This is a genomic window from Tatumella ptyseos ATCC 33301, assembly GCF_000735525.1.
In the GTDB taxonomy this organism is placed as follows: domain Bacteria; phylum Pseudomonadota; class Gammaproteobacteria; order Enterobacterales; family Enterobacteriaceae; genus Tatumella; species Tatumella ptyseos.
Genome location: NZ_JMPR01000008.1, coordinates 69327 through 91862, shown reverse-complemented (window position 1 = coordinate 91862; position 22536 = coordinate 69327). Strand labels below are relative to the sequence as shown.

Below are 22536 nucleotides of genomic sequence, written 5' to 3'. Positions count from 1 at the left end.
GATAATGAAAATATTAACCACTATAGCCACCGCCGCTGTTTTTTCCGCACTCTCTTTTGGCGCTTCAGCTGAGATGATCTCTGCTACCGGCAGCACCCTGGATAGTGCACAGGCTCACATTGCTGCTCAGGCGAAAGCTGATGGTGCATCGTCATACACCATCACCAGTGCCCGTACTGATAACGGCGTTTATATGACTGCGGAATTAAACAAATAAGTACTGTCGCAAAGCTCATGCAATCGTCGGAAAACTGCCATAGGCAGTTTTTCCGTTTTTAACGGCAGAAAGCGGGCATTATCACTGGTACAGGCTGGCAGAATATTGCATATTCCCTCCACTTACTGAATGCAGTGGACCCGGGTGAATGCAGGAAATACAACTTACCTTCGACAAACGTCATCATCAGTTAACTAATGCTCAGGTATGGACGCCGGACAGCCAGTGGCTGGTCTTTGACTTACGTCCCCCGGAAGCCACTTTCAATAGCCAGACAGTTGAACGGGTGAATATTCACACGGGTATCACCGAGATTATTTACCGGGCAACTGAAGGCGCTTGTGTGGGTGTCATCACCTGCAGTCCTCAGCTCCCGGAACGATACGTCTGCATTCATGGCCCTGAAAACCCCGATGAGAAGTGGCAGTACGACCTCCATCACCGACGAGGCGTTATTATTCAACAAGGCCAGGCGGTGACTCTGGATGCCTGCGATATTACGCCGCCCTTTACCCCGGGGGCATTACGTGGCGGCAGTCATGTCCATATGTATGATGCAGATGGGGATTACCTGAGCTTTACCTATAACGATCATGTGATGCATGAACGCTCCCTGGCCGAAGATTTGCGAAATGTTGGCGTGGCAGTGCCTCTCCATCCGGTAACTATTGCTAAGCAACATCCGCGGGAATATAACGGAAGCCATTTTTGCGTTCTCATCAGCACCACGACTTCCGAACCTGTGCCCGGCAGCGATGAAATCAGCCGCGCCTATGAAGAGAGTTGGGTAGGTCTACGGGGCTACCGTAAACAAAATGGTGAGTGGCAGCGCCGGGCGCTGGTGTTTATTGGTGATACCGTCCCGGCAGAAGGTGAAAAGGTTCCGGAAATCTTCATTGCGGATTTGCCGGAAACCGCCGCAGACTATGCGCTGCCCGGAGCTTATCCGCTGCAGGGAACCGCTGAGCGGATGCCCTCACCGCCGGCAGGCATTGTTCAGCGCAGACTGACGTTTTCCCGCGGCATTGCCCTGCAACCGAGGCACTGGTTACGTACATCCCCGGATGGCAGCAGGATCAGTTTTCTGATGGCAGATGATGAAGGGATCATTCAGTTATGGACTGTGTCACCGCAGGGTGGGGAACCGGTTCAAATAACGGCGCTTAAACACAGTATCACCTCCGTGGTTAACTGGCATCCGGCTGGCGATTACCTTGCGTTTATTTGTGACAATAGCGTTATGACCTGTGATGTACAGACCGGTAATTGCCGCCGGGTGACACCCCGTACCGATCGCTCTCCTGACGGAGAGGCTGTCGTCTGGTCACCTGATGGCTTGAATATCGCCTATTCACGTATCGTCGGTGGCTGGCGACAATTGTTTATTGTGACGGGGGAGTTGTTGCCAGTGTCGCCGTTTGCGGGGTAGTTGTTTTTGCCAGGTCGTCGTTCTGTTCGACTCTGGCACGTAATGAAAGCCCGCCACCATGATCACGGCGATAATAATCCCAGGGGAGCAACAGTGTATCCATGACGGCTGAAAAAGGATAATCCAGAGCCGCCAGGGTCTTCACCGGCCATCGGGTATGACTGTCGCTCAGGATCTCCGTATTGGCACGGGTCCCCGGATAATAGCCTTGTTCCGGACCGGTATGAGACATCACACTGGAACATCCTGTGGAAGAGAAAGCACACCAGACAATAACGCCGGCAGTCGGGATCCTGTTTTTCATTTTCATCATTATCGTTCCTTCCTTACCTTCTGTTTCATCTTTTTTCAGGTCGTCAGCGATTGGTAACCGAAAATATGACAGTCTGTTACTACAGTCATATGATAATCCCTCTTCCTGAGTGTATGTCAATTCGTCTGAATTCGCGCAAAAAATCTATTTTCTGCTTGAAAAAAGTGCAGTTCCCCGATCCTGTTTCATCGTACGACGGATATCGCCGGTACAGGGGACTGACCTGTCTGGCGTGCCCGGACGGGTTATCCCGGAAGAGACGTCAGGGCATGCCCTGGTGAAATTTGCGATCCTGCGGGATGATGTTTCGTTGCGGGTCGATGAATACAAAAATGCCGCGGGTGCGCGGCGTTTTTACATGAGGTAATCCGGTCAGCGACGCTGACGAAGTTTTTGTAACCTGCCTGCGAAGGTGGTGATCAGTAATCCTGCAATAATCACACTAATCCCGAGCATCTGGCAGGAACTGATGGTTTCATGCAGGAAAAAAGAGGCGCTGAGGATCCCGGCCACCGGTACCAGCAAAGCCATCGGTGCCACCCGTGACGTTTCATAACGGCCCAGTAACGCTCCCCAGAGTCCATAACCGACGATGGTCGAGAGCAGTGACAGGTAAACGACGGAGAATACGCCGGTAACTGAAAAATGCGTCAGGCTGTGATGAACGTTCCCGGCACCATCAAAGACGAGGCTGCACAGTATAAATGGCACAACAGGAATAAATGCACTCCAGACCACCAGTGACATTGCCGGTACCGGATGATCGCGCATGATGATTTTACTGGTGATGTTACCGAGCCCCCAGCAGAGCGCGGCTGCCAGCGTTAATAACAGGCTGGTCAGTGACATCGCATCGCTGACACCCGGTGTCAGACTCTGTTCTGCCAGGAAGACCATCCCGATAATGGCCACCAGTAAGCCGGTAACATTATACCAGCGCAGTTTTTCACGCAGAAAAAAGGCACCGAACAGTAAGGTAAAGAAGACTTGTGCCTGCAGTATGAGTGAAGCCAGCCCGGCAGGCATACCCAGCTTGATGGCCAGAAATAATAAGGCAAATTGCCCGAAACTGATGGTCATGCCATACGCCAGTAGCCACTTAAAGGGCACTGCGGGCCGCCTGATAAACAAACAAGCGGGAAAAGCGACCAGCAGGAAGCGCAGTGCTGCCAGTAAAAAAGGGGGAATACCTTCCAGCCCCACTTTGATGACGACGAAGTTTACACCCCAGATGATCACAACACACAATGCCAGAAGCAGGTCTTTAAGGCGCATAGTTGACTCTTAAATAGTCAGTTAGTCGATAAGAATCAACGACAGATCTGTTCCAGTTCATCGGCCAGAATAATCATTGCACGTTCAATTTCTTTATTTTCAGGAACATAGTTCATCCGCATGCACTGATTTCCATGAGGCCACTCTTCCTGTAACCCCGGGAAGAAGAAATGCCCGGGCACCATCAATACACCACGCGCTTTCAGACGGTGGTAAAGTTCTTCCGTGGTTACCGGAAGGTCACGGAACCATAGCCAAAGGAAAATCGCCCCTTCCGGTTTATGGATCAGGCAGCGGTCTTCCGGAAGATAGCGGCGAATAATCGCAATCGTTTCTGTCACTTTATGATGATAATAAGGCCTGATCACCTGTTCGGACAGGCGCAGGAGATCCTTACGACAGAGCATTTCGTTGGCGATAGCCGGCCCGATACTTCCGGGGGCCAGACTGATAATACCGTTCATATTTCCCAGCGCATTGATGGTGTCTTCGCCGGCAATAATAATACCGCAGCGTGCACCGGGCAGACCGAGCTTGGACAGACTCATACACAGAATAATGTTCGGATTCCACAGGGCGCTGGCTTCGGTGAATATGATCCCGGGGAAAGGTAAACCGTAGGCGTTATCGATCAGCAGCGGAATATCGTGCTGTCTGGCCAGCGTATCCAGGCTGGCTAATTCTTCGTCGGTAATCACATTCCCGGTCGGGTTCGTCGGCCGGGAAACACAAATCAGACCAATATCTTCCCCGATAGCCAGATTTTCCATATCAATATGGTATTTAAACTGTCCTTCGGGCAGCAGGGTCAGCGTAGGCCTGGCAGAAACAAACAGGTCTTCTTCAAGACCGGCATCCGCATATCCCAGGTATTCCGGTGTCAGAGGAAAGAGAACCTTACGTCTCTGACCGTCTTCTCGTTTGCCGGCAAACAGATTAAACAGGTAGAAAAAAGCGCTCTGGCTGCCATTTGTCAGGGCGATGTTTTTTGCTGTGATATCCCAGCCATGATGTTCTTTCAGTTCTGCTGCCAGGCTTTCCAGCAATACACTCTTACCCCTCGGACCATCGTAGTTGCATAAAGCTTCCGTCAGCTGGCCGCTTTGCTGCATATCAGCCAGCAAATCTTCAATATAGTGTTCCATTTCCGGGATTTTGGCAGGATTCCCGCCCCCCAGCATGACTGTACCGGGCGTACGTAACCCTGTCCCCATATCTTCCATTAAACGGGTGATGCCATTCTGACGGGTAAATTTGTGACCGAACTGAGAAAAATTCATCGCTGAAGTATAAAGTTAACCGAAGGTCTCTCCACCATAACGCCCGCTATCCGCAGGCGCAATGGTAATGTGTTGTACTCTTCCCGGCTTAACCCCTCACTTTTTAAGTGCGGAGGCATTAACGCAATTTTTATCCGTATGACCGGACAGGGCGGCAAGCAGGTTTTCCACGCCATCCTTTTTCATGGCATAACGTGTTTCATGGGTGGCTGAGCCCACATGCGGCAGCGTCACCACATTAGGCAGAGTCAGCAGCTCCGACCGGGCCGGGATAGGTTCCTGTTCAAATACATCCAGACCGGCACCGTAAATAGTTTTCTCTTTGAGTGCGCGCGTGAGGGCTTGTTCATCCACTACCGGGCCACGGCCAGCGTTGATCAGGATCGCGCTGGATTTCATTAACGCCAGTTGTCCGGCGCCAATCATATGCCGTGTCTGATCGGTGAGTGGCAGAATAATGCAGACAAAGTCACTCTTTTTCAGTAACTCATCAAGCTCGCAGCGGGTGGCCGCGAAGCGCTCTTCCGCATCCTTATGCGCCGAACGAGCGGTATAGAGTATTTCCATATCAAAGCCGAAACGGGCACGTTGTGCGACAGCTTTACCAATGCGGCCCATACCGACGATGCCGAGGGTTTTATGGTGTACATCGATACTGAACTCTTCCGGACCAATATTTTTGGTCCATTTTCCGGCTTTTACCCAACGGTCGAGTTCAGTAACGCGGCGCGCGCTGGCCAGTACCAGAGCCATAATCGTGTCTGCTACGGTGTCTGTCAGCACTGTCGGGGTGTGCATCAGCGCGATATTGCGTGCACTTAATGCATCAACATCAAACAGATCATAACCTACTGAAATAGTCGAACAGGCTTTCAGTGCGGGCATGCTGTCGAGCAGGGTTTGATCAACTTTTCCGCCGGAACCGAGCAGTCCGACCGCCTGACGAAATGCATCTGCGTGTTCTGCCACAGTCTCAGCATTCAGGCCGCTGATTTCAGTAACATCATACTGTTCGCTCAGGCGGGAGAGCAGGTCTGCGGGTAATGACTCATAAAGTATGACAGAGGGTTTCATTCCGGTTTATCTCCATGGTGAAGTTGTAGGGTATGACTGCATACTCCGGTTCCGGCATTCAGCCATGCCGGGCCGGTATCACACAACAGGTGATCTGTCTGACGGGACGAAATTCCAGTCAGACAAATAACCTTGAACAGGGTCAGACCTGACGAAACAGATCCACATACTGCCGGGTGACAGCTACCAGGTCTTCTCCGGTCAGCGGGAATTCAATACCCCGCGGGACGTTCCCGGGGAGTGCGGCCAGCAGCGTTTGCCAGTGTTCATCGTCCGGGGCCGGGGGGACAGCGCGGAAACCGTCTTTATCCTTCCTGACAGCTTTGAGATGGATATAGCTGACATAGGCTGAAAGTTCCCGGCAGGCCCGGAGTGGTGACTCTCCGGTCCAGTACCAGTTTCCGGTATCAAATGTCATTCCGGCTATCGCCGGAATCTGTCCGAAACGGGAAAAAAATTCAGCCATTACGGCAATTTTCCCGCCGTCTGTCTGATCATTCTCGACCGTGACGGGGACAGGGCTTGCCGCCAGTTGTTCAGCCAGCTTCTCCGCCGCGACATTGCTGACCGGGTAGCCGGACGAAAATTTCAGCAAGCGTGCATTCAGGGTGCCGGCCTCCGCAAAAAATGTCTGCAGATCCGGGTTAATTGTGCCGGAGGCAGTGAACAGAGGCTCAGGAACCGAGTAATAAGCCGTTAGTCCGTGCTGTTTTATCGCGGCCGACAATGCGGGTAATTGTGACAACTCCTGTGCTGAAAACAGTTCCCGGCGGATTTCAACACCGCTGGCACCTGCCCGTTCAATCACCGGTAGCAGTGCCTGTTGTCCACCCGCAGCCGCAACCTGTTGTCTGCCATAGGCTCCGGTTACTACGATGATCTCAGTACTCATCACTCCCTCCTGATATCGGGGTCGGGCAGTTTCAGCGCTTATCTGATTAGGATGGTACTGGTTCCATAACCGGCCGGTAAAGGGATAATTTTTTCATCTCCGTAACAAAAAATGATTATCCGGGCATCAGAGCAGCGGTATCACAAGGGATGACTGGAACCACGTACCACTAATTCACCGCTGAAAAACTGATCACTCGGTGTGGTATCGGTCTGTTTTATCATGCTGATAACACTCTGTAGTGCACTGTAGCCTATCTGATGGGTTGGCTGTCTCAGCGTCGTAATACCGGGACCCGCCAGTGCAGACCAGCTCATCTCATCAAACCCGGCCAGGCCGATATCTTTACCACACTCCAGTCCTTCGTCACGCAGGGCTTTCACGACCTGAAGCGTCATGGAACCGTTCGCAGCAATGATGGCACAGTGTTGAGATGCATGTCTGCGGGTAAAATCTCGCAGACATTCGCGTAATTTATCCGTCTGATTCAGGCAAATTTCAGCGTTTTCACCGGAAATGTCAGGATATTCCGCCACTGTCTGACGGAAGGCTTCCAGCCTCTCCCGGCGAGTATTGACACTGGCAACTGGCTCACTGAGGAACAGTAACGATTTAAAACCGTTGCCAGCCAGATGTCGGGTGACCTGCTGTGAAGCTTCATGATTTTTCAGACCAATGACATTACACCCGAAGTCATCAATTTTACGGTCTATCAATGTCATCGGCAGCCTGGATTGCAGCAACTGATTTAGCTCTTCCTCACGCATCCCTACTGCGTTGATAATCAGTCCTTCGACCTGATAGCTGCTCAGTAACTGAATATAATATTGCTCCAGTGCCACCTCATTATTGGTATTACACATTAACAATGTGAACCCGTAATCGCGGCATGCAGCTTCGATACCGCACATGACTTCCACTGAGTAGGCATTGGTAATATCAGCAATGATAAGCCCGATTAACCGTGTACGGCCGCGTTTCAGGCTGCGGGCCATCTGACTTGGCCGGTAATTCAGCTCTGAAATGGCCTGTTCTATCCGGGCTTTAAGGGCCGGTGATAACAGCTGTTGTTCGCCATTCAGGTAGCGGGAGACACTGGTTTTTCCGGTTCCCGCGGCTTTGGCGACATCGCTTATCGTGGCGCGTGGCGGCCTGCTAGTCATTACGTCTCCTGTTTATGCTGCCTCTCACAGGCATGAAGCGCTGATTATGCCTGTCTGTCGGTATATATTCGACCCTGCCGGTGGCTTATCCGTTATCTGAACCGGCGCCCTGTGGCTGTTTGTTACGGTTATCCGGGTGACAGAAGCAATCAGTCTGATGGTCAATAACCATGCCTGCTGCCTGCATAAAAGCATGGCAGGTAGTCGGGCCTGTAAATCTGAACCCTCTTCTTTTCAACTCCTTAGCGAGTTTTATTGATGCAGGAGTCAATGTTGGCGCATCCTCATTCCGGAGATAACGGGTGATGACAGGCTGGTGGTTAACAAAGCCCCATACAAAATCAGAAAAACACTCACCCTGTTGTTCCATGGCCAGCAAGGCATTGGCATTACTGACCAGCGCTTCTATTTTACCGCGGTGACGAATGATTGCCGGATTCTGTTGTAACAAATCGATATCGGCAGTGGTAAGGGCGGCCATGGCCGGGGCCGAGAACTGGCTAAAAAGCTGCCGATAGGCCTCCCGTTTCTTCAGTACCGTGATCCATGAAAGACCTGCCTGCTGGCCTTCGAGACAGAGCATTTCAAATAATATCTGCGGATCTTTTTGAGGGATCCCCCATTCATGATCATGATAGTTAATATAGAGCGGGTCGGCAGTGACCCAACGACAGCGTTGAATTTTCATAATAAGGATCCTGCGTTTCCTGACAGAGATGTCATCCTGACCGGCAGAAGTCACCGGGAGAAGAACAATGACATGATGTTTTTGCGATCCATGACGACAAACTTGGTACACTATAGGTATAGTCGCCCCGAGGCACCCGGGGGTTCGGGGCCGGATAATTCTACAGAGTCAGGTTTCATCATGCCGGTTAAACTTTTATCCTCAACGATCATCGGGTTGAATGAATTCAGCCAGGATCCGCTTTCTGCACTGCAAGGCGCCGAACGGGGAACGCTTGCGGTTTTCAATAATAATGCCCCGGTCATGTATGCACTCACGGCCGGGCGTCTGGCGGAGCTGTTGGCGGCTGAGGCTGCTTTAAAGCATCCCACAGATGTCGCACTGGATGACCAGTTCTTTGAGCCTTCTGCGGCGGCGATGCCGCCGGTATTTCGTGCACCGGCTGGAAAATTTCCTATGTATAACGGCTGGCAGCCCGATGCGGATTTTCTGCGTCAGGCGGCGGTCTGGGGTATCGCGCTGAACGAACCGGTCAGTGAGGAAGAGCTTGCTGCCTTTACTGCTTACTGGCAGGCCGAAGGCCGGGTTTTCCATCATATTCAGTGGCAGCAAAAGCTGGCGCGTTCCCTGCAGACCGGCAGAGTGAATAAATATGGTCAGACCCGCCGTGATTTGACGGAAGTGGCCGAACCTGATCGTCAGACGCCAAGTGGTTTCAGGGGTGAATAATGAAAACACCGGAAAATCTTTTTAGCCGATTACAACGTTTAATGCCTGAAGGGGTAAAACCCAAGTTCACCAGTGGTAAAGATTTACTGGCCTGGAACCAGGAGCAAGGTCGCCTGCGTTCAGAAGCCGTATTTCGTGAAAACCGGGCGATGAAAATGCAGCGTATCATGGGGCGTTCGGGGATCCGTGAATTGCATATGAACTGTTCCTTTGACAATTACCGTGTGGAAAGTGAAGGGCAGCGTAAAGCCCTGGCGATGGCACGTCAGTACGCCGCGGAATTTGAACACAGTATTGCCAGTTTTGTTTTTTCCGGCCGTCCCGGCACCGGGAAAAACCATCTGGCGGCAGCAATCGGTAATGATCTGATCCTGCGCGGCAAAAGTGTTCTTATTGTGACGGTCGCTGACCTGATGTCTAATATGAAAGGGACATTCAGCGGGGGCAGTACGCTGACGGAAGAACGCTTAATCCATGACCTGAGCAGTGTGGATCTGCTGGTGATTGATGAAATCGGTATGCAGACCGAATCCCGCTACGAAAAAGTCATCATTAACCAGATTGTTGACCGCCGCTCGTCATCCAAACGGCCGACAGGGATGCTATCTAACCTGAACCATGAAGGTATGAACGCGTTATTAGGCGACAGGGTGATGGACAGGATGCGACTGGGAAATAGTATGTGGGTACGTTTTGATTGGGACAGCTACCGTGACCGTGTTCGTGGTGATGAATATTAATTCCTCTCCCGCTTTCGCCTGCCCGCCGCGGCAGGCGTTGTAATTTCTCTTTCTTCTCAAAATTTCCGGTGTCATTATCAGAACAGCAATCCAGCAGGGGCTTTTCTGACAGAAGGATAACCGATGCCACATATTGAAATTAAATCATTTCCCCGTGAACTGACGCCGGAGCAGACAAAAGAATTCGCAGAGGCGATGACACAACTTATGCAACAGTATCTGGAATGCCGGGAAGGTGCTGTCAGTATTGCGCTGAAATATGTTCCCCGGGAGGAGTGGAAATCGTCGGTCTGGGAAACTCAAATTGCCCCCGAAATGGCAGAACTGATTAAAGCTCCGGACTACCAGCTCTGATATTGCCGGCAGGCTCCCGCCTTTCCGGATACCTTCGGTAATCCATAGGGTTAGCAAAAACCGGCAATAGCTTTGCCGGATATATTATTTTTCCTGCCCGTTTCTCTCTGCCATTATTCGCTTAAGTTTTCCTGCGGGTAATAGCATATTGAAAAGGGGAAAAAGATGCGGGTGATCACTCTGGCCGGGAGCCCCCGGTTCCCGTCACGTTCCACGTCCTTACTGACATACAGCCAGCATATTCTGGAATCACACGGTATTGAGGTCATCCCGTGGAATATTCAGCATTTCGAACCGGATGATCTGATTCAGGCCCGGTTTGATGCGCCGGCGATCTCTTTGTTTAAAGAAGATCTGGCCAGTGCCAGTGGTATTGTTATCGCAACGCCAGTGTATAAGGCGTCCTATTCCGGTGTTCTGAAGACCGTACTGGATTTGTTACCGGAACGAGCCCTGGAAAATAAAGTGGTCCTCCCTCTGGCTACCGCAGGCAGCCAGGCGCATATGCTGGCAATTGATTACGCCCTGAAACCGGTACTGAGTACACTGAAAGCACGGGATGTCTTACAGGGTGTCTTCGCCGATGACAGCCAGATTACCCAGGTCGGGGCTCAGGCCCGGATAGATGACATGATCACCGGACGACTGAATAAGGAACTTGATACTTTCCTGCAGGCTATCCGTCGGCTGAAGGTTCCGTTACCGGCCGCACTGACCGGCTGATCATTCTGCCGGACGATGATAAAATACCGTCCGGCATTCTGTTATTTCCGTTTCCCGCCCGGGTGTCGCCTGAAGTGATGGCCAGTTTTTTCATTCGTTTGTGTAAAAATTGAGATTCAGAAACAGCGGACTGGCGTATTGAACAGAATCCGATAACAATATGCTGTACACTTTGCATCCGGGCACGTCCCGGATGATGCATTTTCGCTGTTGCTACGTTTTGGAAATCTGAGTATGTCTGACGCTTTCGAAAGAAAACCACTACCGCTGCCGGGTGGTCATAATAAAGTTTTACTGCACTCCTGCTGCGCGCCATGTTCAGGAGAAGTGATGGAAGCCATGCTGGCTTCGGGAATTGAGTACACTATCTTTTTCTATAATCCGAATATTCATCCGCTGAAAGAGTATGAACTGCGTAAAGAAGAGAATATTCGTTTTGCAGAGAAGTTCGGCGTACCGTTTGTCGATGCTGACTATGATCGCGACAACTGGTTTGAGCGTGCAAAAGGCATGGAATGGTCTCCGGAACGCGGAGAACGTTGCACCATGTGCTTTGATATGCGCTTTGAACGTACGGCGCTTTATGCCCATGAAAATGGCTTTCCGGTGATCACCTCGTCACTGGGGATTTCCCGCTGGAAAGACATGAAACAGATTAATGATTGTGGCGTTCGTGCTGCCGCGAATTACCCGGAAATGATGTACTGGGAATTCAACTGGCGTAAAGGCGGCGGTTCCGCGCGAATGATTGAGATAAGCAAGCGTGAGCGCTTTTACCAGCAGGAATACTGCGGCTGTATCTATTCGTTACGTGATACCAACCGTCACCGCGTCGCGACAGGCCGTGAACGTATTACGATTGGTGTGCAGTATTACGAACCCGAAAATAATAAATAATCACGGGTTATCCCTGCAAAAAAGGCGTCCTTTGGACGCCTTTTTACCTATGGAGCGTAGCCAGCCTCCCCGGATATGTGACGTTAGCGGGTCAGAATTTTTTTCTCGGCCAAATCCAGCGCAAAATAGCTCAGGATAATATCTGCACCGGCACGTTTGATGGCCCCGAGACTCTCCAGTACCACATTCTGTTCATCAATGGCGCCCGCCTGAGCCGCGAATTTGATCATCGCATATTCACCACTGACCTGGTAAGCCGCCAGAGGCAGGTCTGTGCGTTCACGGATATCCCGGATGATGTCCAGATAAGGGCCTGCCGGTTTTACCATTAATGCGTCAGCACCTTCAGCCTCATCCAGTAAGGACTCACGGATAGCTTCGCGACGGTTCATCGGGTTCATCTGATAGGTTTTACGGTCCCCTTTCAGCGCGGTACCGGCGGCTTCACGGAACGGGCCATAGAAGGAGGACGCAAATTTTGTCGAGTAAGACATAATGGCGGTGTCCGTAAACCCGGCCGCATCCAGTGCCTGCCGAATGGCTTTAACCTGCCCGTCCATTGCCGCGGAGGGGGCAATAAAATCAGCCCCGGCACGTGCGGCGGCCACGGCTTGCTTGCCAAGATTATAAAGCGTCTGATCATTGTGAACCGCTCCGTCACAGATCACACCGCAGTGACCATGCGAAGTGTACTCACAGAAACAGGTATCTGACATCACGACCATTTCCGGCACCGTCTCTTTACAGATACGGGACATCCGTGAGACCAGCCCGTTTTCGGCCCAGCTATCGCTTCCGGTATCATCCAGATGGTGTGAGATACCGAAAGTCATCACTGAACGGATACCCGCGTTAGCGATACGTTCAATTTCGTAAGCCAGTCGTTTTTCAGGGATACGTACCACACCAGGCATTGCGTTGATTGCCTGATAGTCATCCAGCCCTTCTTCAACGAAGATAGGCAGGACAAGATCATTCAGGCTCAGGGAAGTTTCTTTGAATAGTTCACGGACGGAGGCGTTTTTACGCAGTCTTCTTGGACGCTGTACAATAGAAAAGTCGGACATTTTTCACTCTGCACTGATTAGAAATGTTGATTCAGTGTACTCCTTTTATCACGGCGGGACGATGCTCTGTGTGCCAATTGCCTGGCAAACCTCCCCTCAGCACACTGCCGGGGGGAGGAAACATACATTATTCGTTAATATCCGGATGCTGCTGAACCAGATTTTTACGTTTGGCCTCCAGACGTGCGATTTCTTCGTCGATATCTTCGATTTTATGCTCGATATTATCGTGGTGTTCCTGAAGAATTTCCCGGGCTTCTTCCAGGTCCGAAGCTGCCGGGGTGGCACCGCTTAAGGGCTTGTTAGCCGTTTCTTTCATAAAGACCCCGGTGAATAATCCGATCACGGCAATCACCATCAGATAGTAAGCAGGCATCATCAGGTTATTACTCGCCTCGACCAGCCAGGCGGCGAGGGTGGGCGTCAGACCGGCAATTAATATAGAAATATTAAAAGCGCTTGCCAGAGCACTGTAACGGATTTGGGTCGGGAACATCGCCGGCAGGGTGGAGGCCATTACCCCGGTAAAGGCGTTGAGGATCACCGCCAGTATCAGTAAACCCGCAAAAATCAGGCCCAGAACATTACTGGTGATCAGCATAAATGCTGGGATGGCGCAGATGAACAGCGCAATACTGCCAATAATCACGAACGGACGACGTCCGAAACGGTCACTGAGCATACCCATCACGGGCTGGACAAACAGCATACCGATCATAATCGCAATAATAATCAGCACACCGTGGTCTTCGGAATAGTGCAGATTATGTGACAGGTAGCTCGGCATGTAGGTCAGCAGCATGTAATAGGTCACATTTGTTGATATTACCAGCCCTACGCAGGCCAGCAGACTTTTCCAGTGCCGGACCGCAATAGACTTAAAGGAAACCTTAGGTCCATCACGCAGGCCTTCACGGTCTCCTTCCTCCAGTTTTTCCACATGCTGGCGGAATGCCGGCGTCTCTTCCAGGGCATGGCGCAGATATAACCCGATAACCCCCAGCGGTAGCGCCAGAAAGAAAGGCAAACGCCAGCCCCATTCTGTGAATCGCTCGTCACCGATAATGGCAGAAATTAATACCACGACACCGGCCCCGAGGATAAACCCGATGATAGAACCGAAATCCAGCCAGCTCCCCATAAAGCCACGCTTACGATCCGGGGAGTATTCTGCAACAAAGATAGAGGCACCTGTGTATTCACCCCCGACAGAGAAGCCCTGCGCCATTTTTGCCAGCAGCAGCAGGATGGGTGCCCAGATCCCTATCGAGGCATAAGAGGGGATCAGACCGATACAGAAGGTACTGACAGACATGATAACAATGGTCACTGACAGAATTTTTTGCCTGCCAAACTTATCACCAAGCATGCCGAAAAATAATCCCCCTAACGGGCGGATAAGGAATGGTACGGAGAACGTGGCGAGGGCCGCAATCATCTGAATGCCGGGTGATGCGGAAGGGAAAAAGACTTTCCCTAAGGCATAGGCGACGAATCCGTAAACCCCGAAATCGAACCACTCCATAGCATTCCCCAGCGATGCAGCCGTAATTGCTTTACGTAGCCGGGTGTCATCAATAATGGTGACGTCATCAATCTCAATAGGTTTTATACGCTTCCTACGTAATTTCATATGCATACCTGTATTTTGTTCATAAATTGTCAGGAGGAACGTCCGGGTCTAAATGTAATAAAATGTTACACCAGACAATAAGCATAGATGCTAATCGGCGTTTCAGCACATCCTGACTGGACAATAAATTGACAGCTCTTTTATTGTCATGAAGGCGTAAGTATAACTTTAATTTATGGCTAAAGTCATAGGGGGCCTGAAAGCAGGTCATTGTGGCAGAGGGTGTTCCGGCATTTCGTAAACACGCTGTTTTTATATATTTAATTGATTATTTGGGTTTTATTTATTGGCAGGGGGCAGGCTGAAACGGGGGGATACCGCCCGGAGAGGAGAGGCAGAGCATGTTTATCACGCTTCATCATAAGAAAGCGTGATAAACACGGTAAGGGTTAGTTAAGGGTGATGGTCTTAACAATATCCTCAGCAATAGTTTGTGACTGTGCCTGATTATCGGCCGGTAATGAAATCTGCAGGGTCACCAGCTTACCATCCACTTTGGTCATAACGACGGTTGACCAGTTAGTTTGATTTTTCGCAGAAATCACGGTGTCGAGCTGTTGTGCCGGCTGACCGCTCAGAGTAATCGCTTTATCAGAAACAACCTGTAACTGTGGGTCGCGGTTACGTTGCTGATCTTCAAGGCGCTGTGTCAGCACGTCCAGTCCGTCATTGGTCGCGGAGCCGACAATAACGATGACCGCCTGCTGACCATTACTGTTGGCATATACGTGCATATTGTTGGTTGTTGTCCCCAGTTTGCCTGTTTGATCAGACATACCTGACGGCAGGGTAAAGCTAAGTTTACCTCCGGGCAGAGTAATGGTTTGCGCTGCCTGCTGAGAAGCCGCTGCACTATGAGTGTCAGAGGTATTGTCTTTCTTCTGGTCACAGGCGGCCAGGCCGATGACCAGCAATCCGACACTGAGATATCTGATAAATTTACGCATCTGAATTCCTTTTAATAGTTCACATAAGTGATCACAACGAAAACAGAAAAGAAAATCAATCTGTTGTTTGTCACCAAATCTTAGCTGCTCTGACGGGCAGAGGCATTCAGCATTGGCTGAATCCTGCCGTCTGGTCTTGTATTTTTCCGGAAAGCTTTTTTAGCAAGGCATTCAGTAAGATACCATAAGCAGGAAGGAAAAAAACAAGGCAAATCAATATCTTGTAGCTATAGTCCGCCAGTGCTATTTCGACCCAGTGTTGTGCCATGAACAGATCGCTGCTGTGATAAAACGCGATGGAGAAAAACGCAAAGGTATCGCTGATATTGCCGAAAAACATGGCTGCCGCCGGGGCGAGCCACCAGCGAGACAGACGGCGCAGACGGTCGAACACATGAATATCCAGCAACTGACCCAGGACATAGGCCATAAAACTGGCCAGGGCTATCCGTGCAACGACGACATTCAGATGTTGTAGTGAATCCCACCCTTGCCAGCTTCCCTGATAAAACAGGCACGAGATCAGGTAGGAAATCAGCAAGGAGGGCAGCATTGCCAGAAAAATAATGCGTCTGGCCAGTGGTGCGCCGAAGATCCTTACCGTCAGATCGGTGGCAAGAAAGATAAACGGAAAGCTGAAAGCTCCCCAGGTGGTATGCAGTCCGAAGATATTAATAGGCAGCTGCACCAGATAATTACTGGAAGTGATAATAAGTAAATGAAAAACCGATAATACAATACGCGCACGCAGACGCTGGCGGGAGTTAAACGTAATCATTTCAGGCCTTTTTAGGTGGGGGTGAGGGAACCCATTAATACAAAGATGAGTGTACCGATGAACGGACGCTCATGGAATAGTGGCGGAGCCACAAGGCGGCGCATATTACCTGCTTAACCGGGTAATGCAAGGGGTCGGGGCTGCGGGAATTGTCTGTCCCCGTGACCGGAGGTAGAATAACCCTTCATGACATTAAACAGAGAACCCCATGAGTGAGCTTTTCAGTCAGGCCAACCATACCCTGGATACGCTGGGTTTACGCTGCCCCGAGCCGGTGATGATGGTACGCAAAACTATCCGTCATATGCAGGAAGGTGAAACCCTGCTCATCGTTGCTGACGATCCGGCGACCACACGCGACATTCCGGGATTCTGCCGGTTTATGGAACATACTTTACTGGCGCAGGATACCGCACAGTCACCGTTTCGCTATCTGCTCCGCAAGGGCGTGTCATCCTCTGCCTGAGGGCTCTCTTTGCTGGCCGGGAGTTAAAAGACCCACAGTGAGCGGACTATCATAAAATGTCCGATAATAAATAATGCCTCGCAGATAGCTCTGTCTCCGGCAAAACGGCGACGGAAAAGGCTTACCAGCCCGCAAATATGTGCCAGTAACAGTAAATCCGTTCCCGCCATCAGAGATAACGTTTCGTCGGTCTGATGGCTGAAATATTGCAATGACGCAGCCCAGCACATCACCAGTGTCATTGTCAGCATGGTACATACCGGCCAGCGCAATTCTTCCAGCCGGCTCCGGATAATCCCTAATACGACGAGGCCGATAACCAGCAACGTCAGCGGTACCGGCCAGCAGACACCAAAAGAAATCCCGCGGGTCAGGTTAAGGGTATACAGCAAAGAAGAAAGGAACATCGCGCCGAAGGCATATAACAGTTGCCGGCGGGAAAGCATCGCCAGCAGGCTCCCGGCCATCGCTGCGATCAACCCTGCGGGAATAAAATAATCGACAACTGAACGGGTCGGTGCCTGCCAGGCCCAGGCCAGCATCAGTAAGAATGTCACAGGCTTAAATAACCAGCGTTGCCAGCGGGGCCCCCGGTAGGATGCATCTATATAGAGCCAGCCGGAAAACAGCACTGCAAGAAATGACCAAAGCATATTTTCTTCCTTAATCTTCTTTAAATCTGGCCAGGAGCGAGGAATACTGTGATGACTACGGCCCCGTTTCGCCACTGACATTGCTCAACGATTATTACTGTGATCGGCAAAAAATGCAGGCAAATGATGCGGATTTTTCAGAAAACGATTTTGTGAGGATCACCGGATGACCAGACCGCCGCTGATTTTTATTATTGTCATTGTCGCCATTGTGCTACTGGCCGGCCATCAGTTCTTCAAACAACGGGATGACACCGCTAACAATGATGCTTCCCCGATCGTCACTCAGCAGGCGGTGATCGTCAGTAAGCGCGAATATCCCTATCCGGACCGTCATTCCCGGCAACGTGAGGTGATCGCCGGAGAAACTCTTCGTTATGAGATTACCTTCCGTCGCGAACCGGTCGGCGAAACGTTTACCGTGCCGGTGAGCGAAGGGCAATATAACGACTGCATTCCCGGCACAACCGGCGCTTTACGTATGCAGGGAACGCGCTTTATCAGCTTTACGCCGGGGACGCATTAACCCCCGACGGGCCCCGGGTGAACTTACTTGCCGGGGTAGTTTTTCTTCTGCCAGGAAAGCAGTTCGAAGACCCCGAAAAAGAAGATCTTTAACTGGGTATATCCGCTGAGGGCCGGGGCATCTTTAGACTGCGTGGCTCGCAGCAGTACCAGTTGCAGGCCATGCATGACCACCATAAAAAATAATGCCACATCAATAAAATATTTCAGCGGCTTAGGTGCCGGATGAACAATATTCATCAGCAAAAAAAGCCACACGAAAACCATCAGGATACGTCCGCCAATAACCCACATATTTATTCTCCTTGCCTGTCTGGGACGCTACGGTGATACAGCCGGTAAGCTACCTGACCGGCGACTTTTTCACGATAAAGTCGCCAGCTGGCAGGCACCTCAGGGGGCGCATGTTCGGTCTCACATTCGATATAAATCAGGGCCTCTCCGGACAGCCAGCCTTTGTTTTCCAGCAGCGTGAGCGTTTCACTCAGTAACCCCTTACGGAAAGGCGGGTCCACAAAGACGATATCGTAAGGTTCTCCGGGGGTGTTCAGCCACTGTAATGTATTGCCCTGAACCACATGACCTTGTGTCGTTTTAAGGGTCTGCAGATTTGCGGAAAGCTGCCGGGCGACGGCAGGATCCAGTTCCAGCAATGTGACGTGGCCAGCATAGCGGGAAAGGGCTTCAATACCCAGAGCACCACTACCTGCAAAACAATCCAGACAACGAGCCTGTGCCATCTCCGGGGCCAGCCAGTTAAACAGCGTTTCCCGCACCCGATCGGTCGTCGGGCGAAGCCCGGCACTCACCGGTACAGGCAGTTTTCTGCCGCGCCATTGCCCGCCAATAATGCGTACTTGTCCGGCGCCTGCCGGCCCCCGGGAATGTTTATTCATATTCATCATAACTCTTCATAATTTGTTGCTTAGCACTATCATCATGTTGTATTACCACACCGATGTTCCAATCATTCAGAACCGGATTACACCAAACTTTAGAATCATGCGAACTCATTGACGCTACTGAGTGAAAATTTCTTTCAATGATTATCTTACAGTACATCGGAGCACTATTTCACTATCTAACGGTTCCCTCATGTTAGTCACTTTGTCTGTAGGCAGGAAGGCACTTTACCTCCGGGAGTACCAGTATATACACCCCTGACGGGGGGCTATGGTTCCTGCTAAATCGGGTTATTAAAGGTGATTAAATTTTATAATATAGGCTTGCCTGGCCCAGGTGTTAATTATTTTGAATTGACAGGATGATATTTATCTCTGCCTGTTACCTGAGGTCCGGACAAAAATTTCTTTGCGAAAAATGAGCCTGGGATTGGTGTTAAATATTGCGTAATTTAAATTATTTGGTCATAAGTGTCGATAATATGGATTTTGAAATAAATAAAGTGGGTGGTTATATCAGGCTTTGACTATAATTTAACATTAAAGGTGCCATGGATTTTATCCATTTAAGGGGAAGTAATACGATAAATTTAACTGCCTTAGATAACAAAGACGTATTATAAGAGTAATGATTTTACTTATTGGAATGTGTTTTTATTAGGGTGAAATAATAAGATGTCAGAATTCACGGTCTTTAAACGAGAGTTATCAGAAAGGCATAGTCAAGCCCGGCCTGGCAGAATACGTTAATGAATTACCGGGCCGTGCGATTAACTTTATTACATTTAACGGGCTGCTGAAGAGTTAAACCAGCGCCACCACCATGTCATTTTCCAGTAAGGGCGTATCGGAGGAAGCACCGAAGGTTTGCGAGTTCCTTTGCCGAGAGTAACCCAGTCAAAATTCAGGAAAATTCTGCTGTGGCCATATTCACCACCAAAAGTTTCACATTCTGCTTTTTTACGGAGATCAACAGGTGTGTTAGCAGTTAAATCCCGCACCAGGCTATGGTAGCTTTCACTGCGATTGACTTCGCGTTCATAACACCATATTTTTTTTGGCAGGTACCCTTGTCGCGACCCATGGTATTTATGGTATTTAACAAAGCGATAATCTTCAGCTCCGTAATTGCCACAGTATTCCTCATCATATCCATGAAAACGAAGGAAACGTGAACGGCTCATAAAAAACAGGTTAGAGTGGCCTTTGTAATATTCACCATTAGAGCGCTTACGATATAACTTATAAAAATTCCGCCCTGGGTTACGCCGATTAGCGAGATACTCGAGTGTTTCTGCCGGGAAAGCATGGTCGAGGTCAGAAAGTAAAATCTTATCTGACTTGGCGAAAGTGACACCCAGATTCCTTGCGCCTCCCTGATTCCATTGTATATCTGTTGTTATTCTTAACCATCTGAAATTAAGATTTATGTCGGGGATTTCATATTCGATTGGCGAGCAATCATCGATAATAACGAACTCTATTCTGTCAAGCAATTCACTGGGATATTGTTCATATTGCTTTAGCAGTTCTGTTACAGCGTCAATTTTTTTTTGATTGCAATAGAAGTGGGTTACATATGTTAAATCAATGTGTGATTTATCATATGGGTGCCTTTTGTTAACCAGTTCTGTATGAAAATTGTTCATTTTTAAGTTTTACATTAAGGATGCTTCTTCTTTAGCATGACTTTATGCATCAGAGGAATGGTGGGAGGAGAGTTTTAGCATTTGATTGCATTTTAACTCATTGGTTTAATTTATTTTTATTTTACTGGTTTTGCAGATTGATATCATAATAGCGATGACAAATTTACATGTCATTTAACATAATTTAAATCACATAGTAGCTCGATGCTATTATCTTCAATAAATGATTTTTCTTCAATTATTTTCAATCCATAGATTTAAAATACCCACCGTTTTTCGGACGATTTCCTGTGATCGCGCATGGCAGCAATGGAGGAACGCTCTATCCGGGCAGCTACTGACGTAATCAGCAACGGTAAAAAAGGGTGCTGTAATGCAATGCCTGGAAAATGGTAGACTATCTGACCATGCATTCGCGATACCTGGCGGCCGTATAAGACCGGCAGGTATCTGATAAATTAAACAGAAGTCCCGAATATCTCTGTACGGAAGGGATTATCTTCCTGGTTCGGGCCGAAAGGAGCGTTGCTGCATAATGGCAAAAGAAAAAAAACGGGGCTTTTTCTCCTGGCTGGGCTTTGGCCGTGATGAAGAGAAAAATGCAGAGCCTGAAGAACAACAAAAGGAAACAGCGGACGTTACCGCTGAACCAGGCGTCCCCGCAGAACCTGAACATGTAACGGATCTCCCGACAAAGGAAGAGACTGCGGGGGAAGATGAAAGCGCACTGAAGACGGCAGCCGGGTCAGAAACGCCTGTGGAGGAGACATCCGGACTCACTGAGACCGGTGGCGAGCACCGGGTGCACGACGCGGCGCCAGTGCCTGATGTGGCTGAGACGGTTCACAAGACCGAACCTGAAAAAGCAGAGGTGCCGGAAAGCAAACCGTTGGTCTCTGACGCCGATAAAGCAGCACTGTCTGAGCCGGTAGAACCGGAGTTACCAGGGACCATTATTGAACAACCGCAGTCGGTAGCCCCGGTCACTCAGAGTATTACCGCGCCGGCGATTGAACGCGTGGAAGCTGAACAGCCGACCCCGGAGCCAGCCCCGGAAATTCCTCCTGCGACTGAAACTGAAGCAGAGCAACTGGCGGAACAGCCGGAACTGATCGAAGACGTGCCGGAAACCCCGGCGGAAACGTCTAAGATTAGTCCGGAAGAGAGCGAAGAAACGGTTGCAGAAACGGGGATTATTACCGAGCAGGAACGACCTGTCCGCGAAGGATTCTTCGCCCGTTTAAAACGCAGTCTGGTCAAAACACGACAGAACCTCGGTACCGGTTTTATCGGGTTATTCCGCGGAAAAAAAATCGACGATGAACTGTTCGAAGAGCTTGAAGAACAACTACTTATCGCAGATGTTGGCGTCGATACCACCCGTAAAATCATCAGTAACCTCACTGCTCAGGCAAGCCGCAAACAGCTGCGTGATGCTGAAGCGCTGTATGGCATTCTGAAGCAGGAAATGTCTGCTATTCTGGATAAGGTTGAGCAACCGCTGGATATTGAAGGAAAAACACCGTTTGTTATCCTGATGGTCGGTGTTAATGGTGTGGGTAAAACAACCACTATCGGTAAGCTGGCGCGTCAGTATCAGTCGGAAGGAAAATCGGTAATGCTGGCCGCCGGGGATACTTTCCGTGCAGCCGCGGTAGAGCAACTGGAAGTCTGGGGACAGCGCAATAATATCCCGGTCGTTTCCCAGCATACCGGTGCGGATTCAGCCTCGGTGATTTTTGATGCGATTCAGGCCGCTAAATCCCGTGGAGTTGATGTGTTGATTGCGGACACCGCAGGCCGGTTGCAGAATAAATCGCACCTGATGGAAGAGCTGAAAAAAATCACCCGCGTGATGGGTAAACTGGATGACAGTGCGCCGCATGAAGTGATGCTGACCATTGATGCCAGCACAGGGCAGAATGCCGTCAGCCAGACAAAGTTGTTCCATGAAGCGGTTGGTCTGACCGGTATTACACTGACTAAGCTGGACGGTACGGCGAAAGGGGGAGTGATTTTCTCTGTGGCAGACCAGTTCGGTATTCCTATCCGATACATCGGTGTCGGAGAAAGCATCGATGATTTACGGCCATTTAAGGCCGGCGATTTTATAGAGGCATTGTTTGCCCGAGAGGACTAATT

General features: G+C 50.1%; 25 protein-coding genes. 10 read left to right on the top strand and 15 right to left on the bottom strand.

Annotated features, from left to right (window positions below; genetic code table 11):
• Positions 1-4 precede the first annotated feature (4 nt).
• Both GTPT_RS02360 and GTPT_RS02355 read left to right on the top strand, forming a co-directional pair.
• Positions 5-217, top strand: coding sequence for a YdgH/BhsA/McbA-like domain containing protein (locus GTPT_RS02360; RefSeq protein WP_025901551.1), 213 nt, complete (start codon positions 5-7; stop codon positions 215-217).
• Between the two features lie 148 nt (positions 218-365).
• The gene (locus GTPT_RS02355; protein WP_029991059.1) at positions 366-1646 is read left to right on the top strand and encodes a YidR family protein; all 1281 of its coding nucleotides are present in this window, start codon (positions 366-368) and stop codon (positions 1644-1646) included.
• On the opposite strand, the gene GTPT_RS02350 is transcribed toward GTPT_RS02355, so the two are convergent.
• From GTPT_RS02350 to GTPT_RS02320, 7 genes are all read right to left on the bottom strand, one after another.
• On the bottom strand, positions 1600-1956 hold the full coding sequence (locus GTPT_RS02350) for a YceK/YidQ family lipoprotein (protein ID WP_029991057.1): 357 nt from the start codon (positions 1954-1956) through the stop codon (positions 1600-1602). The genes GTPT_RS02355 and GTPT_RS02350 overlap by 47 nt on opposite strands.
• 375 nt (positions 1957-2331) lie before the next feature.
• Positions 2332-3234, bottom strand: a complete 903-nt coding sequence (locus tag GTPT_RS02345) for an EamA family transporter (protein WP_029991056.1) — start codon at positions 3232-3234, stop codon at positions 2332-2334.
• A 35-nt stretch (positions 3235-3269) separates the two neighbouring features.
• The gene (locus GTPT_RS02340) at positions 3270-4514 is read right to left on the bottom strand and encodes a valine--pyruvate transaminase (protein WP_025901547.1); all 1245 of its coding nucleotides are present in this window, start codon (positions 4512-4514) and stop codon (positions 3270-3272) included.
• A 96-nt stretch (positions 4515-4610) separates the two neighbouring features.
• A complete protein-coding gene (gene ghrB, locus GTPT_RS02335) occupies positions 4611-5588 on the bottom strand; it encodes a glyoxylate/hydroxypyruvate reductase GhrB (protein WP_025901546.1) in 978 nt (325 codons plus the stop codon).
• 142 nt (positions 5589-5730) lie between these two features.
• Positions 5731-6480 (bottom strand): sugar phosphate isomerase/epimerase family protein, encoded by a 750-nt coding sequence (locus GTPT_RS02330; protein WP_025901545.1) that lies wholly within the window; start codon positions 6478-6480, stop codon positions 5731-5733.
• 140 nt (positions 6481-6620) lie between these two features.
• Entirely contained in the window at positions 6621-7643 is a 1023-nt protein-coding gene (locus GTPT_RS02325; protein WP_025901544.1) for a LacI family DNA-binding transcriptional regulator, read from the bottom strand.
• A gap of 85 nt (positions 7644-7728) precedes the next feature.
• Positions 7729-8325 carry a DNA-3-methyladenine glycosylase I gene (locus GTPT_RS02320; RefSeq protein WP_025901543.1) on the bottom strand — a complete coding sequence of 199 codons (597 nt, stop codon included), beginning with the start codon at positions 8323-8325 and terminating at the stop codon, positions 7729-7731.
• 186 nt (positions 8326-8511) lie between these two features.
• Between GTPT_RS02320 and dnaT the strand changes: the two genes are divergently transcribed.
• From dnaT to GTPT_RS02295, 5 genes are all read left to right on the top strand, one after another.
• Positions 8512-9060: a primosomal protein DnaT gene (gene dnaT / locus GTPT_RS02315; protein ID WP_025901542.1), complete on the top strand. Its 549-nt coding sequence runs from the start codon at positions 8512-8514 to the stop codon at positions 9058-9060.
• The gene (gene dnaC, locus GTPT_RS02310; RefSeq protein ID WP_025901541.1) at positions 9060-9800 is read left to right on the top strand and encodes a replicative helicase loader DnaC; all 741 of its coding nucleotides are present in this window, start codon (positions 9060-9062) and stop codon (positions 9798-9800) included. Before dnaT ends, dnaC begins: the two co-directional genes overlap by 1 nt.
• Positions 9801-9923: 123 nt before the next feature.
• The gene (gene pptA / locus GTPT_RS02305; protein WP_025901540.1) at positions 9924-10154 is read left to right on the top strand and encodes a tautomerase PptA; all 231 of its coding nucleotides are present in this window, start codon (positions 9924-9926) and stop codon (positions 10152-10154) included.
• A gap of 165 nt (positions 10155-10319) precedes the next feature.
• Positions 10320-10877: an NADPH-dependent FMN reductase gene (gene ssuE, locus GTPT_RS02300; RefSeq protein ID WP_025901539.1), complete on the top strand. Its 558-nt coding sequence runs from the start codon at positions 10320-10322 to the stop codon at positions 10875-10877.
• Between the two features lie 234 nt (positions 10878-11111).
• On the top strand, positions 11112-11774 hold the full coding sequence (locus GTPT_RS02295; RefSeq protein ID WP_025901538.1) for an epoxyqueuosine reductase QueH: 663 nt from the start codon (positions 11112-11114) through the stop codon (positions 11772-11774).
• A gap of 83 nt (positions 11775-11857) precedes the next feature.
• Here GTPT_RS02295 and hemB read toward each other — a convergent pair whose 3' ends face one another.
• From hemB to GTPT_RS02270, 4 genes are all read right to left on the bottom strand, one after another.
• Positions 11858-12841: a porphobilinogen synthase gene (hemB, locus tag GTPT_RS02290; RefSeq protein ID WP_025901537.1), complete on the bottom strand. Its 984-nt coding sequence runs from the start codon at positions 12839-12841 to the stop codon at positions 11858-11860.
• 127 nt (positions 12842-12968) lie between these two features.
• Entirely contained in the window at positions 12969-14474 is a 1506-nt protein-coding gene (gene proP, locus GTPT_RS02285) for a glycine betaine/L-proline transporter ProP (RefSeq protein ID WP_025901536.1), read from the bottom strand.
• Between the two features lie 389 nt (positions 14475-14863).
• A complete protein-coding gene (locus GTPT_RS02275) occupies positions 14864-15421 on the bottom strand; it encodes a DcrB family lipoprotein (RefSeq protein ID WP_025901535.1) in 558 nt (185 codons plus the stop codon).
• 106 nt (positions 15422-15527) lie between these two features.
• A complete protein-coding gene (locus GTPT_RS02270) occupies positions 15528-16199 on the bottom strand; it encodes a 7-cyano-7-deazaguanine/7-aminomethyl-7-deazaguanine transporter (protein WP_025901534.1) in 672 nt (223 codons plus the stop codon).
• A gap of 208 nt (positions 16200-16407) precedes the next feature.
• Here GTPT_RS02270 and tusA point away from each other — a divergent pair, with 208 nt between their 5' ends.
• Positions 16408-16665: a sulfurtransferase TusA gene (gene tusA / locus GTPT_RS02265; RefSeq protein WP_025901533.1), complete on the top strand. Its 258-nt coding sequence runs from the start codon at positions 16408-16410 to the stop codon at positions 16663-16665.
• A gap of 23 nt (positions 16666-16688) precedes the next feature.
• Here tusA and GTPT_RS02260 read toward each other — a convergent pair whose 3' ends face one another.
• Positions 16689-17318, bottom strand: coding sequence for a lysoplasmalogenase (locus tag GTPT_RS02260; protein WP_029991049.1), 630 nt, complete (start codon positions 17316-17318; stop codon positions 16689-16691).
• 166 nt (positions 17319-17484) lie between these two features.
• On the opposite strand from GTPT_RS02260, the gene GTPT_RS02255 reads away from it, so the two are divergent.
• Entirely contained in the window at positions 17485-17844 is a 360-nt protein-coding gene (locus GTPT_RS02255) for a DUF2500 domain-containing protein (protein WP_025901531.1), read from the top strand.
• A 23-nt stretch (positions 17845-17867) separates the two neighbouring features.
• Here GTPT_RS02255 and GTPT_RS02250 read toward each other — a convergent pair whose 3' ends face one another.
• The 3 genes from GTPT_RS02250 to GTPT_RS02240 all read right to left on the bottom strand — a co-directional run bounded on the left by GTPT_RS02250 (position 17868) and on the right by GTPT_RS02240 (position 20394).
• Positions 17868-18137 (bottom strand): DUF1145 family protein, encoded by a 270-nt coding sequence (locus GTPT_RS02250; protein ID WP_025901530.1) that lies wholly within the window; start codon positions 18135-18137, stop codon positions 17868-17870.
• 2 nt (positions 18138-18139) lie between these two features.
• Positions 18140-18739, bottom strand: coding sequence for a 16S rRNA (guanine(966)-N(2))-methyltransferase (gene rsmD, locus GTPT_RS02245; protein WP_029991048.1), 600 nt, complete (start codon positions 18737-18739; stop codon positions 18140-18142).
• A gap of 791 nt (positions 18740-19530) precedes the next feature.
• Complete coding sequence (locus GTPT_RS02240) at positions 19531-20394, bottom strand: glycosyltransferase family A protein (protein WP_029991047.1); 864 nt, start codon at positions 20392-20394, stop codon at positions 19531-19533.
• Positions 20395-20929: 535 nt separating this feature from the next.
• On the opposite strand from GTPT_RS02240, the gene ftsY reads away from it, so the two are divergent.
• Positions 20930-22534, top strand: a complete 1605-nt coding sequence (gene ftsY / locus GTPT_RS02235; RefSeq protein WP_029991046.1) for a signal recognition particle-docking protein FtsY — start codon at positions 20930-20932, stop codon at positions 22532-22534.
• Positions 22535-22536 lie beyond the last annotated feature (2 nt).